The following is a 15,406-nucleotide window of genomic DNA, read 5'->3' on the forward strand; positions in this document are numbered from 1 at the left end:
GCGAACGACAGGAGCCAGAAAAGTCGGGTGAATTGCGAGCATGGGGCCTGAGCATGTTGGACAACAAGCGGTTGCTGATCACCGGCGTGGTGAACGCAGACTCGATCGGATATGCCGTGGCACATCGGGCGATGGAGCTCGGGGCGGAGGTGGTGTTGTCGTCGTTCGAGCGCGGGAGCGCACGGAGGCGGCGGCGAGCACCTTGCCCGGTCCGACAGATGTGCTCGACCTTGACGTCACCCAGCCCGAGCATTTTGCACGGGCGGGCGATGAGCTCGAACGTCGCTGGGGGCATCTCGACGGAGCGCTTCATGGGGTCGCCTTCGCTCCCAGGGCGGCACTGGCGGGCGGCTTTCTGGACGCCGACAACGATTCGGTGGCCCGGGCCTTCGCCACATCCACCTACTCCTACTCGGCTCTCGCCGGGCTGGTTTCCAGGCTGGCCCCCGACGAAGGAGCGTCGCTCGTCGGGCTGGACTTCGACGCCGCTGGGGCATGGCCCGTCTACAACTGGATGGGTGTGTGTAAGGCGGCACTCGAGTCGGCCAGCCGCTACGTGGCCCGAGACCTGGGCCCTCAAGGGATACGAAGCAACCTGGTGGCGGCCGGGCCGCTCCACACGCGGGCGGCGAGCGGTATTCCGGAATTCGAGCGCCTGACGGGTGCATGGGAGGCGCGTTCGCCGCTGGCATGGGATCCCACCGACAACGGGCCGGTGGCTGACGCCGTGTGTTTCCTGTTCTCTGACATGGCGCGCGCAATATCGGGTGAGATCCTCCATGTTGACGGCGGGTATCACGCCATGGCTGCCAACCTGCGATAGCCGTTCATGGCGCCTTGGCGCCGGCGCGGTTGAGGTCTCTGGTCGGTCGGGATCGCGTGGTCGTGAAGGCGCCCGGCTCACCGATCGTTACGCCGGCGAGCCGTCGCGGGAGTCCCCGGTTCAGGTGCGGGCCACCAGGTAGTCGACTGCGCCCTGGAGGGTGGCGAGCTGCTGGTAGTCGGACTCTGGCAGGTCCAGGCCTGTGCGGTCGTGCAGGGCCTCGTACAGCGAGATCAGGTCCATGGAGTCGAGGTCGAGTTCGTCGGCCATCGTGCTCGCGGGATCGGCTTCGTCGAGGTCCACCTCGGGTGCGATGCCCCGGAGGCAGTCGGCGATCAGGGTGCGCGCTTCGTCGCTGGTCATGGCGTGGCTCCTAGCTGGGAGGACCGGCGAGCCGGTCGGGGTCTGTCAGGGCACGTTCGAGCATGTGCAGGAATCGACTGCCGGTGCGTCCGTCGGAGGCGCGATGGTCCGCTGCCAGGGTGACGATCACGCTGCGGTGCGCGCCGACGGTGCTGCCTTCGACCCAGGGACGTGACCGGATCCGACCGAAGCCGACCAGCGCCACCTGGGGTGGTCGGATCACACCGTGCACCTCATCGGCTCCCTGGTCACCCAGGTTGGTCACGGTGATCGACGCCTCGCCCATGTCGGAGCCGCGCAGCCCCCCGGTGCGGGCTCCGGCGACCAGGCGGCGGAGGGCAGCCATGGTCTCGTCGATGCCGAGCGCGGCAGCATCTGCGATGGTGGGGGTGACGACCCCGCCCTGGCGCAGCGACACCACGGTGCCGAGGTCGACCACATCGCTGGGCCGGACCGCGTCCTCGGTCCACCAACCGTTCAGCTCGCGCACCTCGGTGGCCGCCAGGGCGGTGGCACGCAGCAGGGCGGCTGCGGGGAGGATCCGCTCCCGCGGCGATCGTTGCGCGTTGAGCGCCTCCAGCCAACCGAGTGCGGGCTCCAGATCGATGGTGGAGCTGAGCCGGTAGTGGGGGATCTCGCGCCAGGCCCGCTCCATGACGCGAGCGATGGCCGACCGGGCCACCCGCCGGCGGTCCTCATCCGACGGTGCAGGTGTGGGTGCGAGCGTTGGGCGTTCCGCTGAGGCGCGTCGAGCGGTGAGGCGTTCGATGTCGCCGGCCCGGACCGCTCCCCGGGGGCCGGTGCCCGTGACCCCGTCGAGGTTGAAGTCACGCTCCCGGGCGAGGCGACGGGCGCGCGGCGTTGCGCTGTGGCGATGGTGACCGGCGCGCTCGACGTCGTCGCGCGTGATGCGTCCCCCCGGTCCCGTGCCGTGCAGGAGGCCGGGGTCAACAGCGAGGTCGTAGGCGAGGCGTCGCACCAGGGGTGACAGCACCACCGAAGCGTGGTGGCGACCAACCCCACCCGTCGGCACCGGATCCGGGGTCGGCCGGTGGGCCGGTTCGGATGGCGGCGTCGGCTGGGGCCGAGACGTTGGTTCCGGCGCCGGCGTGGATCGGGGAGTCGGCTCCGGTTGCGGTGTCGGTTCGGTTGGAGCGTCCGTGGGAACGATGGCTTCCTGAGCGGCGTTCGTTGCGTCGTCGCCGGATCCGATCCTGGCCAGCGGGGTTCCCACGGGTGTTCGGACGCCCTCCGGGACCAGCAGTTCCTCCACCACGCCGGTGGTGAACACCTCCATGTCGAGGTCCGCCTTGTCGGTGTTCACCACCGCCACCACGTCACCCCTGGTGACACGATCGCCGACGCTGACACGCCATTCCACAATCGTGCCCTCCTCCATGTCGGCCCCCAACGAGGGCATCAGGAAGTCGCTCACCTCGTCACCCGCCGCACCGCCTCGATCACGTTCTCGACCGATGGCAACGCCGCCGTTTCGAGGTGCTTGGCATAGGGGATCGGAACCTCGGCGGTGGCCACACGCTCAACCGGGGCGTCCAGGTCCCAGAAAGCGTGTTCTGCAACCCGCGCCGCCAACTCCGCGCCGATCCCTCCGCTGCGCCAGCCCTCCTCGACCACAACCAGGCGTCCGGTGCGACCCACCGACTCCAACACGGTGACCTCGTCGAGTGGTCGTAGCGTCCTCAGGTCGATCACCTCGAGGTCGGCGGTGTCAGCCAACGACTCGGCGGCCTCCAGGCAGGTATGCACCCCGGCTCCGTGGGTGACGACGGTGACATCTCCACCTGCCCGCATCAACATTGCTGTGTCCAGGTCCACCGGCGTGGGCCCGTCGGGCAGCTCACCGGGCAGTGTGAACAGGCCGGCGTGTTCGAAGATCAGCACCGGATCGGGATCCTCGAGCGCGGTGAGGAGCATCCCGGCTGCATCGGCCACCGTGGCCGGGGTGACGACGCGCAGGCCGGGGATGTGCGCGTACCACGCCTCCAGACTGTGGCTGTGTTGGGCCGCGAGCTGGCGACCGGCACCGGTGGTCATGCGGATCACCAGCGGTACGTTGAACTGTCCGCCTGACATGTGCGAGAGGGTGGCGGCGTTGTTGAGGATCTGGTCGAGGGCCAGCAGGCTGAAGTTGGCCGTCATGATCTCCACGATCGGGCGCTGCCCGGCCATGGCCGCCCCCACGCCGGCACCCACAAACGCAGATTCGGACAGCGGCGTGTCGCGCACCCGTTCGGCTCCGAACTCTTCCAACAGGCCGAGGCTGACTGCGAAGCACCCGCCGTATTGGCCCACGTCCTCGCCCATCAGAAACACCCGCTCGTCGTTGGCGAGCGCTGTCCGCATGCCCTCTCGCAGCGCCTCGCGGTAGGTGACGGCGCTCATCGGACACCCTGACGTGCGGGGGCTGCGGTGGAACCCTCGGAGTACACAAACCGGGTCAGGTCCTCGACCGGTTCGAGGGTGCCCGCCTCGGCGTAGGCCACCGCCTCGTCGATCTCGGCGGATACCTCGGCCTCCAGCTCGGTGAGTGCGTCGTCGTCCATTTCGCCGCGTTCGCGCAGCACCTTGACCAGCGCGTCGATGGGATCGCGTTCACGCCAACGCTCCACCTCCTCGTGGTCGCGGTAGCGCTCGGGGTCATACATGGAATGTGCACGGAAGCGGTAGGTGCGCAGCTCCAACAGCACCGGCCCTCCGTCGGCGCGCACGGTGGCCATCGCCCGGGTTGCGGCCTGGTGGACCGCGAGCACGTCCATGCCGTCCACAGGCCAGGCCGCCATCCCGTAGCTGGAGGCCTTCAGTGCGATGTCGGGGTCCGACTCCGAGCTCGCCAGGGGCGTGCCCATGGCATAGAGGTTGTTCTCGCAGCAGAACAGCACCGGTAGGTTCCACAGCGCCGCCAGGTTGAGGGACTCGTGAAACTCGCCCTCGGCCACAGCACCCTCGCCGAAGAAGCATGCGGTGATGGCCTCCGAGCCGGTGCGCTTCGCTGCGAGGGCAAGGCCCACCGCCACCGGCAGCCCGGCAGCCACGATGGCATTACCGCCGTAGAAGTTGGTGTCGGCGTCGAACAGGTGCATGGAACCGCCTCGGCCACGGCTGCAGCCCTCCTGCCGGCCGAACATCTCGGCGGTGATCGACCGCATCGACACCCCCCGGGCAAGCGCATGACCGTGGTCCCGGTAGGTGGCCACGATCGAGTCCTCGGGGCGGAGTTGGTCGATGATCCCGGTGGCGACCGCTTCCTCACCGACGTACAGGTGAAGGAACCCCCGGATCTTCGCCGCCGAGTACAGCTCCACACAGCGTTCCTCGAACCGGCGGATACGCACCATCTGGTGCAGCAACCTGCGTGCCGTGTCCGGGTCTACGGTTGCCAGCTCACCGGTCATGGGGGGACTCCTGGGTTGGTTCGTCGGTGCCCGGATTCTGGTCCGGGTCGGGCTCCAAGGTGGACAGGTCGCCCTCATCTTCGCCCAGCTCGCGGGCCCGGAGGACCCGCCGCATGATCTTGCCACTGCGGGTCTTGGGCAGGTGCGGTTCGCAGGCGATTTCTCTTGGGGCCACCGCTGCGCCGAGGCGGCGTCGTGCGTGGCCGATCAGCTCGAGGCGCAGGTCGTCGTCCCACTCGACCCCGGGGGCGAGGGTGACGAATGCCTTGACGATGTTTCCGGCGAGCTCGTCGGGTACGCCGATCACACCCGCTTCCACGACCGATGGGTGTTCCATGAGCGCGGATTCCACCTCGAAGGGTCCGATCAGATGCCCGGCGGTCTTGATGACGTCGTCGGCGCGGCCGACGAACCACAGGTATCCATCGATGTCTCGGGTGGCCAGATCGCCCGAGAGATACCACCCGTCGACGAAGGAACGCGTGTAGCGCTCATCTTCGTGCAGGTAGGCACGGAACATCGAGGGCCAACCGGTACCGATGGCGATCATGCCCTCACCGCCCGGCTCGGTGATGAGCCGCAGGCTGCCATCGTCGTTCACGGTGGGTTCGTTGTTGCTGTCCACGGCCGCGATGGCCACGTCGATGCCCGGCAGCGGGCGACCCATCGACCCGGGTCGCACCTCGCATGCCGGGAAGTTGGCAACCATGATCCCGCCGGTCTCGGTCTGCCACCAGTTGTCGTGGATCGTGTGGCCGAGCACTTCTGCGCCCCACACGACAGCCTCCGGGTTGAGCGGCTCGCCGACCGAGGACACCATCGCAAGCGAGGACAGGTCCGCCTCGGCCGGCAGGTCGTTGCCGGCGCGCATGAGCATGCGGATGGCCGTGGGTGCGGTGTACCAGACGGTCACCCGTTGCTCGTCGAGGATGCGGTACCAGCGACGGGCATTGAAATCGGCCTCATCGACGATGACCGTCACCCCATGGGTCAGCGGGGCGATGATTCCGTAGGAGGTACCGGTGACCCACCCGGGGTCGGCGGTGCACCAGAAGATGTCGTCCGGGTGCAGATCGAGCGCGTAGCCACCGGTGGCGTGGTGGGCGACGACGGCGCGATGCACGTGCAGCGCTCCCTTGGGCCGACCGGTGGATCCAGAGGTGAAGTGCAGCAGGGCCGGATCCTCGGCGCTGGTGTCGGCCGGGGGTGCCTCGCCGGGCATTTGGGCCATCAGCTCGGCGAGGCTGTGCACCCCGGCGTCCGGATCGCCGTCGCCGTCGATCAGCAGCACGTGGCGCAATTCGGGCAGCCGTTCTCGCAGAGCTGCGACCTTGCGGCGGTACAGCGAGGCGGTGGTCACCAGCACGGCGACGTTGCCCTTCGCGAGGCGCTGGTGGATGGGCTCGGGCCCGAAGGCAGAGAACAGGGGGCAGAAGACCGCCCCTGCCTTGAGGGTGCCGAGCGCAGCGGTGTAGAGCTCGGGAACCCGGCCGGCGAGGGTGACGACCCGTTCGCCGCGGCCTACGCCGAGCATGGCGAGCACCTCTGCGAACCGGCTGGTGGCTTTGGCAAGTTCGGCGTAGGTGAGGTCGGTCACCGTGTCGTCGCGATGGATGAAGCGCAACGCCACCCGGTCGGCCAGGAGGCCCGCAGCGTGGCGGTCGACCGCCTCGTGGGCGATGTTCAGGCCGCCTCCCGGGAGACCTTCGAGGCGGGCCTCAGCGTCGATCCACCGGAACGCGGAGTGCTCGGCGTCGTAGTCGACGAGGTTGGGTACCCGGTCGGGTCGGGAGGAAGGCGGGATCGTGTTGTGGCTCATCAGATGTCGACGCGCACATCTGATGGGATCCGCCCCGTTGGTCCGGTGGGGAATGTCGACATCAGGATGATCTCCATTCCGGGCCTCGGGCCCAGCGCTCAAGGAGGTGGCAAGGCGGCCGAGGCTCTGTGCACGAGACCCGCCCTCGAAACATCCCGTCCGATGTTATAGATCGTTTCGCTCGACCGCACCGACAACCTGCTGACTTGTGCGCCAGGGAGCTTCATCTACATCGCCGGCGACCACGTTCTGGAACCCGACCCGCCCCGGCAGCGCCTCGGGTATGGTCGGACGGTCGGGTGCGAACAGAAGCGGTCCATTTCCGCGTGAGCTTGGAGGTTCCATGAAGGACGACGAGGCGAGCCAGGTGCAACGGTGGCTGGGAGCAACCGGCTTTTCCGAGGAACTGACCGTTGACGGGGGGCACCTGTTGGCGCAGGGTTCAGGCGAGCAGTTCGATCCGGCCGAGGTTGCGGTACCGGGGGCGTACCGCTGCGACCGGGGCGCCGATACCGACCACCAAGGCACGGTCTTTGCCATCGCATCCTCCGGTGGACAGCCGATTGGAACGCTCCTCGTCGAGGACGGCGCACCGGTCACTCCGGAACTGCAGTCGGTCGTCGACGAGCTTCAAGCTCGGGCCAAGACCCCCGCCGTGGCGTGCGAGAAATACGAGCACGAGCACGTCGTCGCGGTGTTCCCGGATCGGGACCAGGCCGCAGCCGCTGTGGCTGAACTGCAGGACCTGGGTTTGGGAAGCGACCACTTGGGCGTTGCGGTGGATGGCACCGATCAGGTCGTCTTCGAACGTGACGAGGAGGCTGTCCTCGGCAAACGCCTGGCGAAGGGCGCGTCCCTGGGAGCGCTCGCAGGCCTGGCGTTGACAGCCTTGGTCATACCGGGACTTGCCCCGCTGGGAATCGGGGGAATGTTCGCCGTCGCTCCGGCAACCGGGGTTGGCGGAGCGATGCTCGGTGGGTTTCTCGGCATCGCGTCGGTCGACGACGCGTTCACCGCCCATGGCGACATCAGGGAGACACCGCTCGCACCCGGAGAGGTGCTCGTGGCGGTGCTCGCCCACGGTGAGCGCGAGAGCGTGGAAGCGGTAGCGAAGCACCACAACGGCACCCTCCTGACGCTCAAGCCAGTCCTTCCCTGAGCGCCGGGCTCTTCTCCGAGCGCGGCCGGGTCAGAGCGACCAGCTGTGCAGCAGCTGGGCGTAGTTGAGCCGTTGGAGTTCGTGTGGATTGGCGACGTTGCCCATCGCCGTCGCGCCCTTCGCCTCGTCGAGGTTGCGGTAGCCCTGGGCATCCATCCAGCCCGCGAGTTCGTCGACGATGCGCGCGAGCGCTGATGGGCCGCCTTTGAGCAGCACCGACACGAGCTGGACGGCGTCCGCCCCCGAGAGGATCGCCTTCGCCGCATCCGTTCCGCTGTGGACCCCACCGCTGACGGCGAGCGACAGCTGGGTTCGGCCGTGCAGGATTGCCATGGCATGTAGTCGCATCGGGAGCTCGGCCGGGGTGGACAGCACCAGGTGCCGCGCGATGTCGAGTGTCTCCAGGTCGAGGTCCGGTTGGTAGAACCGGTTGAACAACACCACGCCAGCAGCCCCGACGGCTTCCAGGCGGGTGACGAAGTTGGGCACCGACGCGTAGAACGGTGACAGCTTCACCGAAACCGGTACGTCCACCACGCCGACCACATCGGCGACGACGCTCAGTTGGCGCTCCTCAATGTCCTCACCGGTCTCGTCGAGGTCGGTGGCCACGTCGTACAGGTTCAACTCGATGGCAGCGGCCCCTGCACCGGCGAGTTCCCGGGCGTAACCGGTCCAGCCTCCCGGGGTGACGCCGTTGAGGGAGGCCACCACCGGTACGTCGAGTACCTCGGTCAGGCGCCGGACGTGGCGCAGCATGGGGTTGGCGCTGCCGGAGAAGACATCGGTCTCGGGGAGAAACGACGGGGCTTCTGCGTTGGTGTCGATCATGGAGTCGAGGTACCGGTTGGCAGAAACCTGATCGGCGATCAGCTGCTCCTCGAACAGCGAGTGCACCACCACCGCGCTTGCGCCCACGTCGACCAGGGCGACAGCGTCGTCCGCCGAGTCGCACAGCGGCGATGCACCGACCACGAACGGGTTGGCCAGCCGCAGCCCAAGCCAGTCACAACCCAGCTCAACCATCGGTGTCCTCCTGTGCTGGGCCCTCCGTTACCGGGAACCTGATTTGAGCGAGCTGCTGATACAGGGCGTGTCGCTCAGCAGCTCCCGCCTCCGCTGCGTTCACGAGCTGTTTGAAGCGCTCCGGGTCGCGCAGCTCTACCATGCGGAACCGGGCCTCTTCGCGCATGTAGGTGTCCATGGGTATCGACAGCGGGTCGGCGTCGATCTTCAGCGGAGGCTCGCCCTCCGCGATCCGGCGGGGATCGAACCGGTACAGCGGCCAGGCGCCGCTGTCGATTGCGCGGCGCTGCTGGGTGGGTGAGTGCGCCAGGTCGTATCCGTGAGCGATGCACGGGCTGTGGGCGATGATCAGGGACGGCCCGGGATGCGCTTCGGCCTCCAGCAATGCCTTGACCGTCTGGTTGTTGCGGGCCTGCATGGCGACGCTTGCGACGTAGACGTGGCCGTAGGTCATCGCCAGCAGCCCGAGGTCCTTCTTCCCAGTCTCCTTGCCGGCGGACGCATACTTGGCCACGGCCCCCATCGGGGTGGCCTTGGATGCCTGACCGCCGGTGTTGGAGTACACCTCGGTGTCGAGGACCAACACGTTCACCTTGCGGTCGGAGGCCAGTACGTGATCCAGCCCACCGAAGCCGATGTCGTAGGCCCATCCGTCACCGCCGACGATCCACACCGAACGTGGCACCAGGTGGTCGGCCAACCGCAGCAGTTCCGCCACATCGTCGGTGTCCACGTCCGACTCGGGCAGCTCCATAAGCCGGCGGGTCAGCTCCGCCACCAGTTGGCGGCGTTCTGCGATCGACTCGGCATCGGGGTCACAAGGCGCGCGCAGCTCGCTGAGCAGCCGGGCGGGCAACACCGAAGCGAGGCGCTCGAGCAACGTCCGGACACGCTCCTCCTGGGAGTCCACGCCGAGACGCATGCCGAGACCAAACTCGGCGTTGTCCTCGAACAGCGAGTTGTTCCACGCGGGGCCGCGTCCGTCGGCATTGGTCGTATATGGGGTAGTAGGCAGGTTGCCGCCGTAGATCGAGGAGCAACCCGTGGCGTTCGCCATCACCAGGCGATCCCCGTAGAGCTGGGTGAGCAACCGTAGGTACGGGGTCTCCCCGCAACCGGCGCACGCCCCCGAAAATTCGAACAGCGGCTGGAGCAGCGGGAGGGTTCTCGATCGCTCCGGAATGAGTGAACGGGTGACGTCCGGTATCGATTGGTAGAAGGCGAACGATTCGCGCTCGCGTTCGCGGTGCTCCTCAGCCGGCCTCATGTTGATGGCTTTGCGCTTCGGCTGCGAACGATCCTTTGCAGGGCACACCTCCACGCAGAGCCGACAGCCCGTGCAGTCGTCGGGCGCCACCTGAACCACGTACTGGAGCCCCTCGAGCGCCTGGGTATGTTCTTCGGCCACGTGCCGGAAACTCGGCGGGGCCGATGCGGCAGCGTCGGGCTCGAAGACCTTCGTGCGGATCGCAGCGTGCGGGCAGATCATCGAGCAGCGGTTGCACTGCACGCACAGGTCGGGTTCCCAGATCGGGATGTCGATCGCGATGGCACGCTTCTCGTACTTGCTGGTGCCCGTGGGCCAGGTGCCGTCGGGCGGGAAGGCGCTGACGGGCAGTCGGTCACCGTGGCCCTCGAGCAGCAGCCGCGTCACGTTGGCGACGAAATCGGGAGCGTCCACTGGCACGGTCGGCGGGCGGTGCCTGGCGCTGTCGGGGGTGCCGACTGCAACCTCGTGCAGTTCGGCCAGGGTGGCGTCGATGGCCTGGAAGTTGCGACGCTCGATCTCGGGTCCCCGCTTGCCCCAGGTGTCGCTGACCGACTGCTTCACTGCGGCGATCGCCTCGTCGCGGGGAAGGACGCCGGACAGTGCGAAGAAGCAGGTCGACATGACCGTGTTGATCCGCCGACCCAGGCCGTTGGCCTCAGCGACACGGGTGGCGTCGATGGCGTACAGGCGGCAGTTGCGTTCGGACAGAACCCGCTGTGCTTCCGCCGGAAGGCTGTCCCACAACTGGTCGGGCGCAACGGTGGTGTTGAGCAGCACGGTGGCACCCTCGTCCGCCACCTCCAGGACGTCCAAGCGTTCCAGGAAACCCGGCTCGTGCACACCGACGAACCCCGCTCGTGTGATCTCGTAGGTCGAGCGGATCGGCCGGGGTCCGAAGCGCAGGTGCGACACTGTGGTGGCGCCGGCCTTCTTGGAGTCGTACACGAAGTGGCCCTGGCAGTGAAGCTCGGTGGCGGCCCCGATGATGCGAATGGCGGCCTTGTTGCTGCTGACCGTGCCGTCGGATCCGAGACCAAAGAACACGGCTCGGGTGACATCGTCCGCCTCGATGTCGAATCCCTCCGCCACCGGTAGCGACAGGTGGGTGACGTCATCGTTGATGCCCACCGTGAAGCGGCGCCGCGGCGCCGTGGCCTCGAGCTCGTCGAAGACCGACTTGGCCATGGCCGGGGTGAACTCCTTGGAGGAGAGCCCGTAGCGGCCACCGATGATTTGGGGCAGGGCATCGATGCGGCCGTCGCCTAGTGCGTCCACCAGCGACGCGATGACATCCAACAGAAGGGGTTCACCGGTGGAGCCGGGCTCTTTGGTGCGGTCGAGTACCGCAATCGAGCGAACGGACGTGGGCAGCGCCTCGGTGAAGCGCTCCATCGAGAAGGGGCGGTACAGCCGCACCTTCACGAGTCCCACCTTTTCTCCGGCGGCCACGAGGTGCTCCACGGTCTCATGAGCACACTGCGCACCCGAGCCCATCATCACCACGACCCGCTCCGCTTGGGGATGGCCGACGTAGTTGAACGGCGCATAGGAGCGGCCGGTCAGCTCGGCGAAACGAGCCATCGTGTCGGCGACGACGTCGGGACACGCATCGTGGAACGCGTTGGCCGCCTCACGACCCTGAAAGAAGGCGTCGGGGTTCTGCGACGTTCCCCTCACGACGGGGTGTTCGGGGGAGAGGGCCCGATCGCTGTGTGCGGCGATGGCCCCGGGATCGAGCAACGAGTGCAGCGTGGCGTCATCGATCGCCGCCAGCTTCTGAATCTCGTGTGAGGTGCGGAACCCGTCGAAGAAGTGAAGGAACGGTACCCGCGAGACCAGGGTCGCTGCGTGAGCGATGGCGGCGAGGTCCTGAGCTTCCTGGGGGGAGCCCGATGCCAGCAGGGCGAACCCGCTCTGGCGGGCGGCCATCACATCGGAGTGGTCCCCGAAGATCGACAGCGCGTGGGTGGCGATGCTTCGTGCCGCCACGTGCAGGCAGAACGAGGTCAGCTCTCCGGCGATCTTGTAGAGGTTGGGGAGCATCAACAACAGACCCTGCGATGCGGTGAAGGTGGTGGTCAGCGCCCCGGCCTGCAACGCGCCGTGCACGGCGCCTGCCGCACCGCCTTCGGACTGCATCTCGATGACCTGGGGTATCGATCCCCAGAGGTTCACCTGTTCGGCCACCGACCATTCATCGGCGTGCTCACCCATCGGTGACGCTGGGGTGATCGGGTAGATGGCGATCACCTCGCTGAGGCGGTAGGCGACCGAGGCCACCGCCTCGTTGGCGTCCACCGTCTGCATCGTCGAAGTTGTTCTCATCGACATGGCCCCATCATGGTGCATGGGTGGGGTCCGTGCTCGATCATGGTGCATGGGTGGGGTCCGTGCTCGCGAGAGGTTTCCTGGTCTCTCGCTGTGACCCTGCGGCCGACGACGGGTCGGCTCGCTCATCGGGTCGGCTTCGCCTCCAGGACGTCGCGGAGGTGATCGACGTGGCCGTCACTGCTTCGGTGCAGGGCGGAGTTGTAGCTCTGCTTGCTGAGGGCGTGTGTTTCCACGTCAGGAACGAATGCGAGCAGCAGGCTGGTGCGAAACGGGCCCGGCCCCGAAGGCGGACACGAGACATGCGCGATGTCGCTGTAGTGCAGGGTGACGTCCCCGGGCTGAACATCGAGAGCAACGCCCTGGGGGGCGTCGCTGTCATCGGTGTCGATGGAGGGCGAGGAGTAACGCCAGGAACCCGGAAGCATCCGAAGTTCGCCGGAATCGGGCCCGCCACCGGTCAGACACACCGTGGCGATGAGGAGTGGGCACATGGTCGCGTGGCCGCCGAGGCCACAGTCCCGGTGCCACGGGATGTCCGAGAGCCCCTCGGTCATGTCCGGCTGTTTCCACAGCACCATCACCCCCTCGTCGGCCTGTCCGGCCCGCGCCGTCAGGTCGAATTCCGACAGGGCGACCAGGTCGAGAAGGCGATGGTCGTCGTAGAGGCGCCGCAGGTCGGGATCCGACCCTGCATGGGTGACGCGGCTGAGCACCTCGTCGCCCGAGCGGTTGCGTCCCCACCACGACCGGTCGTCGCCCGGTGTAGCCGCCGCCTGTTGGCGCTGGGCGGCCTCGAGCATCGTCTCGATCTCGTCAGCGTCGAACACGCCGCGAACGTGGAGATAGCCGGCGCTGTGGAGGAACTCGGTCATCGCCGCGTCGTCGTCGCTGGTGGTGAAGCTCGCAGCGGGATCCAGAGGATCCCCGCCTGCCGAGCGAAGCTCGAAGGCAGCCGGGTCGTAGATGGGTCGGCCGTGGAACATGGCCCGCAACGCAGGCTCCCATCGCACGAACCGCATCGGCGACCCGGCCGTGCAGGAGACCCGATCGCTGTAGAGCAGCCCCGGGGCGGTCTCGGCGTCGCCGACCAGGCCGCTGAACGATTCGAGATCGATGGTCACCACCGTTCGAGCGTCGCTCGTGCCGCGTCGGATCTCGATGTCGTCGCCAACGGGAACGTAGGTGTAGCTGTGGTCCGTGCCCTCCTGGTGGAACCCGATCGCTCCGACCTCGGTGACGTCGTGGGCGGCGAGTCGTGCGTTGCCCGACCTCAACCGGGCGGGAAGGTCTACCTCGTGAAACTGCACAAAGTCGATGAGCGAGCTCATGGCGGTCTACCTCCCTTTTGTCGGTACTGATCAGCTGTCGTTCAGTTGCAACATGTCGCGTACGAAGTGCACCGGGGAGGTTCGATGATGTGGTGGTCGGCGACCATTCGGGCCTCCTCGTTGGTGGGTGTCAGCTGGGAATGAGCGTGTCGATCAGGTGGTCGATGTAGCTGTTCGTCGACCCTGTTTCCGCGAGTGGCAACATGGCCTTGACCCGCCAGTGCCCCATGTAGGCCGTATAGGTGAGTTCGGCGCGTTGGGCAGCGACAGCCTTCGGCAGGCCCACGCTGCCGTAGAGGTCGGTGAGGATCTGCACCTTGGCCAGTGCGTGGTCGAGCGCGTAGGGCGTGACCAGCGGGTCGGCACCGGCCGCGCAGATCCCTGCGTAGACCTTCCCGCGCTGGTGGTCGCCGAACATCGACCCGATCATCGTGCTGAGCACAACCAATGGGTCGTCGCCCACGAGGAGGGCTGATGTGCATGCCGTCTCGTCGGACTTCCACTGTTCGAGGGCGGCAACCACCAGCGCGTTCCTCGATGAGAAATGCGCATAGAAGCTCCCCTTGGTGACCCCGAGGCGCTGGGCGAGCGGTTCGACGGCAACGGCTTCGACGCCGTTTTCGGCGATCACTTTGAGCGCCGCGTCGATCCAGTCCGGCGCCGACAGTCTCTGCCGACGTGCACTCGGCCCTCGGCTCGCCACATCGTTCCCGTCCGTGGATGTCGACGGCTGGGGTCCGCTCGTATGTCGCGATGATGGACCACGGGCTCGCAAGCTCTCCTGAGGACCGGGCGTCATGATACGGCAGCGTATCAATGCGGTGGCGTATTGTTCATCGCCCGATTAACCAAGCCGGTCCGGGTCAGGCCGTCAAGTGTGACACCGGCCGGGAGCTTGCTACACCGATGCGTCGCTGGCGGTCGTCTCGCCAATGGAGGTCACGGCGATGGTGGCGATCGGGCGTTGGGCGCCGATGAGCGTGATCACGTCGCCGGTGCGCGTCGACAGCGCCGGGTAACTGTCGACCCACTCGGCTTCAACCGAGGACTCGGTGCTGTCCTTGTCGAGACCCCGCACCACGATGGCGCTCTCGTCATTGCGGCGGTCGCCCACGTAGGCGAAGGCGCTGATGTGCTGCTGGTCGAACGGCATGGTCGGACCGTTCTCCTCGGCAGGAATCCATCTCAGCGTGCCGGTCATGGTGTCAGTGGTCATGGCGACATCGTCACCTGGCGTGGTCCGTCTGTCAACGGAGTCGCGCTCGCTGTCGCATCGGAGTGGTGAGCATGGCGAGGCTCATGGCGGCGACCTCGTCGATGAACTCCGACTCGTCGAGCAACGGGAGGTCGTCGTGTTCGAGATGTGATGCTCGCTCGGCCATCTGCGAGGTCATGAACCGCAACATGGCGAAGGTTCTGCGGTGCACGACGGCAGCGGGCAGCGCCACCATGGGTTCGAGGCGCACCGCAAGCGTTGTCGCACGCTCAGCGTCGTCAGCCATCCCCGGCTGATCGGTGAATTGCGCCATCAACTCCGAGATCACCCTCAGCCAGTTGCGGCCGTCGGGCGTGGCCAGAGCCGAGTCCAGCCGGCCCACCACATAGTCGACGACGGCTTCGGGCGTCTCGCCGGGGATGGAGTTGGCGGATTGGCCGGCAAAGACGTCGTATTCCCCAACCACCGCATTCACCAGGTTCCGCCGGTTGCCGAAGTAGTAGTGGAGCGCCGACTCGTTGCGCAGACCGGCCATCGCATGGATCTCGTGGTTGCGTGCTCCGGAGGTGCCTTTGCGTGCGAAGTGAAATGCCGCTGCGCGGAGCAGCCGTGTTCGGGTGTCGGCATCCGTACCAGCGGCGGATTCGGCGGCTGCCAC

At 67.2% G+C, this 15,406-nt stretch carries 12 protein-coding genes and 1 pseudogene; 2 read left to right on the forward strand and 11 right to left on the reverse strand.

All coding sequences use genetic code 11. The features are described from left to right. Positions 1 to 53 precede the first annotated feature (53 nt). A pseudogene (gene fabI, locus IPN02_11740) lies at positions 54 to 823 on the forward strand (enoyl-ACP reductase FabI). A 120-nt stretch (positions 824 to 943) separates the two neighbouring features. On the opposite strand, the gene IPN02_11745 reads toward fabI, so the two are convergent. From IPN02_11745 to acsA, 5 genes are read right to left on the reverse strand one after another with little or no spacing between them, the layout of a single operon-like run. Then, positions 944 to 1,186 (reverse strand): acyl carrier protein, encoded by a 243-nt coding sequence (locus IPN02_11745; GenBank protein MBK9297480.1) that lies wholly within the window; start codon positions 1,184 to 1,186, stop codon positions 944 to 946. Between the two features lie 10 nt (positions 1,187 to 1,196). Continuing rightward, a complete protein-coding gene (locus IPN02_11750; GenBank protein MBK9297481.1) occupies positions 1,197 to 2,621 on the reverse strand; it encodes a 2-oxo acid dehydrogenase subunit E2 in 1,425 nt (474 codons plus the stop codon). Further along, complete coding sequence (locus tag IPN02_11755) at positions 2,618 to 3,589, reverse strand: alpha-ketoacid dehydrogenase subunit beta (GenBank protein MBK9297482.1); 972 nt, start codon at positions 3,587 to 3,589, stop codon at positions 2,618 to 2,620. Before IPN02_11755 ends, IPN02_11750 begins: the two co-directional genes overlap by 4 nt. Beyond that, entirely contained in the window at positions 3,586 to 4,599 is a 1,014-nt protein-coding gene (gene pdhA / locus IPN02_11760) for a pyruvate dehydrogenase (acetyl-transferring) E1 component subunit alpha (GenBank protein ID MBK9297483.1), read from the reverse strand. The genes IPN02_11755 and pdhA overlap by 4 nt, the downstream gene beginning before the upstream one ends. Then, entirely contained in the window at positions 4,589 to 6,418 is a 1,830-nt protein-coding gene (gene acsA / locus IPN02_11765) for an acetate--CoA ligase (protein ID MBK9297484.1), read from the reverse strand. The genes pdhA and acsA overlap by 11 nt, the downstream gene beginning before the upstream one ends. 343 nt (positions 6,419 to 6,761) lie before the next feature. Here acsA and IPN02_11770 point away from each other — a divergent pair, with 343 nt between their 5' ends. Beyond that, the gene (locus IPN02_11770; GenBank protein ID MBK9297485.1) at positions 6,762 to 7,577 is read left to right on the forward strand and encodes a hypothetical protein; all 816 of its coding nucleotides are present in this window, start codon (positions 6,762 to 6,764) and stop codon (positions 7,575 to 7,577) included. A gap of 30 nt (positions 7,578 to 7,607) precedes the next feature. On the opposite strand, the gene IPN02_11775 is transcribed toward IPN02_11770, so the two are convergent. From IPN02_11775 to IPN02_11800, 6 genes are all read right to left on the reverse strand, one after another. After that, complete coding sequence (locus IPN02_11775) at positions 7,608 to 8,603, reverse strand: dihydroorotate dehydrogenase-like protein (GenBank protein ID MBK9297486.1); 996 nt, start codon at positions 8,601 to 8,603, stop codon at positions 7,608 to 7,610. Then, positions 8,596 to 12,180 (reverse strand): pyruvate:ferredoxin (flavodoxin) oxidoreductase, encoded by a 3,585-nt coding sequence (gene nifJ / locus IPN02_11780; GenBank protein ID MBK9297487.1) that lies wholly within the window; start codon positions 12,178 to 12,180, stop codon positions 8,596 to 8,598. Before nifJ ends, IPN02_11775 begins: the two co-directional genes overlap by 8 nt. A gap of 146 nt (positions 12,181 to 12,326) precedes the next feature. Then, entirely contained in the window at positions 12,327 to 13,532 is a 1,206-nt protein-coding gene (locus IPN02_11785; GenBank protein ID MBK9297488.1) for a phytanoyl-CoA dioxygenase family protein, read from the reverse strand. Between the two features lie 130 nt (positions 13,533 to 13,662). Beyond that, on the reverse strand, positions 13,663 to 14,163 hold the full coding sequence (locus tag IPN02_11790; GenBank protein ID MBK9297489.1) for a TetR/AcrR family transcriptional regulator: 501 nt from the start codon (positions 14,161 to 14,163) through the stop codon (positions 13,663 to 13,665). Between the two features lie 267 nt (positions 14,164 to 14,430). Beyond that, positions 14,431 to 14,748, reverse strand: a complete 318-nt coding sequence (locus IPN02_11795; GenBank protein MBK9297490.1) for a hypothetical protein — start codon at positions 14,746 to 14,748, stop codon at positions 14,431 to 14,433. 31 nt (positions 14,749 to 14,779) lie between these two features. Continuing rightward, positions 14,780 to 15,406, reverse strand: a complete 627-nt coding sequence (locus IPN02_11800) for a hypothetical protein (protein MBK9297491.1) — start codon at positions 15,404 to 15,406, stop codon at positions 14,780 to 14,782.

This window comes from Candidatus Microthrix subdominans (assembly GCA_016719385.1).
Lineage (GTDB): Bacteria > Actinomycetota > Acidimicrobiia > Acidimicrobiales > Microtrichaceae > Microthrix > Microthrix subdominans.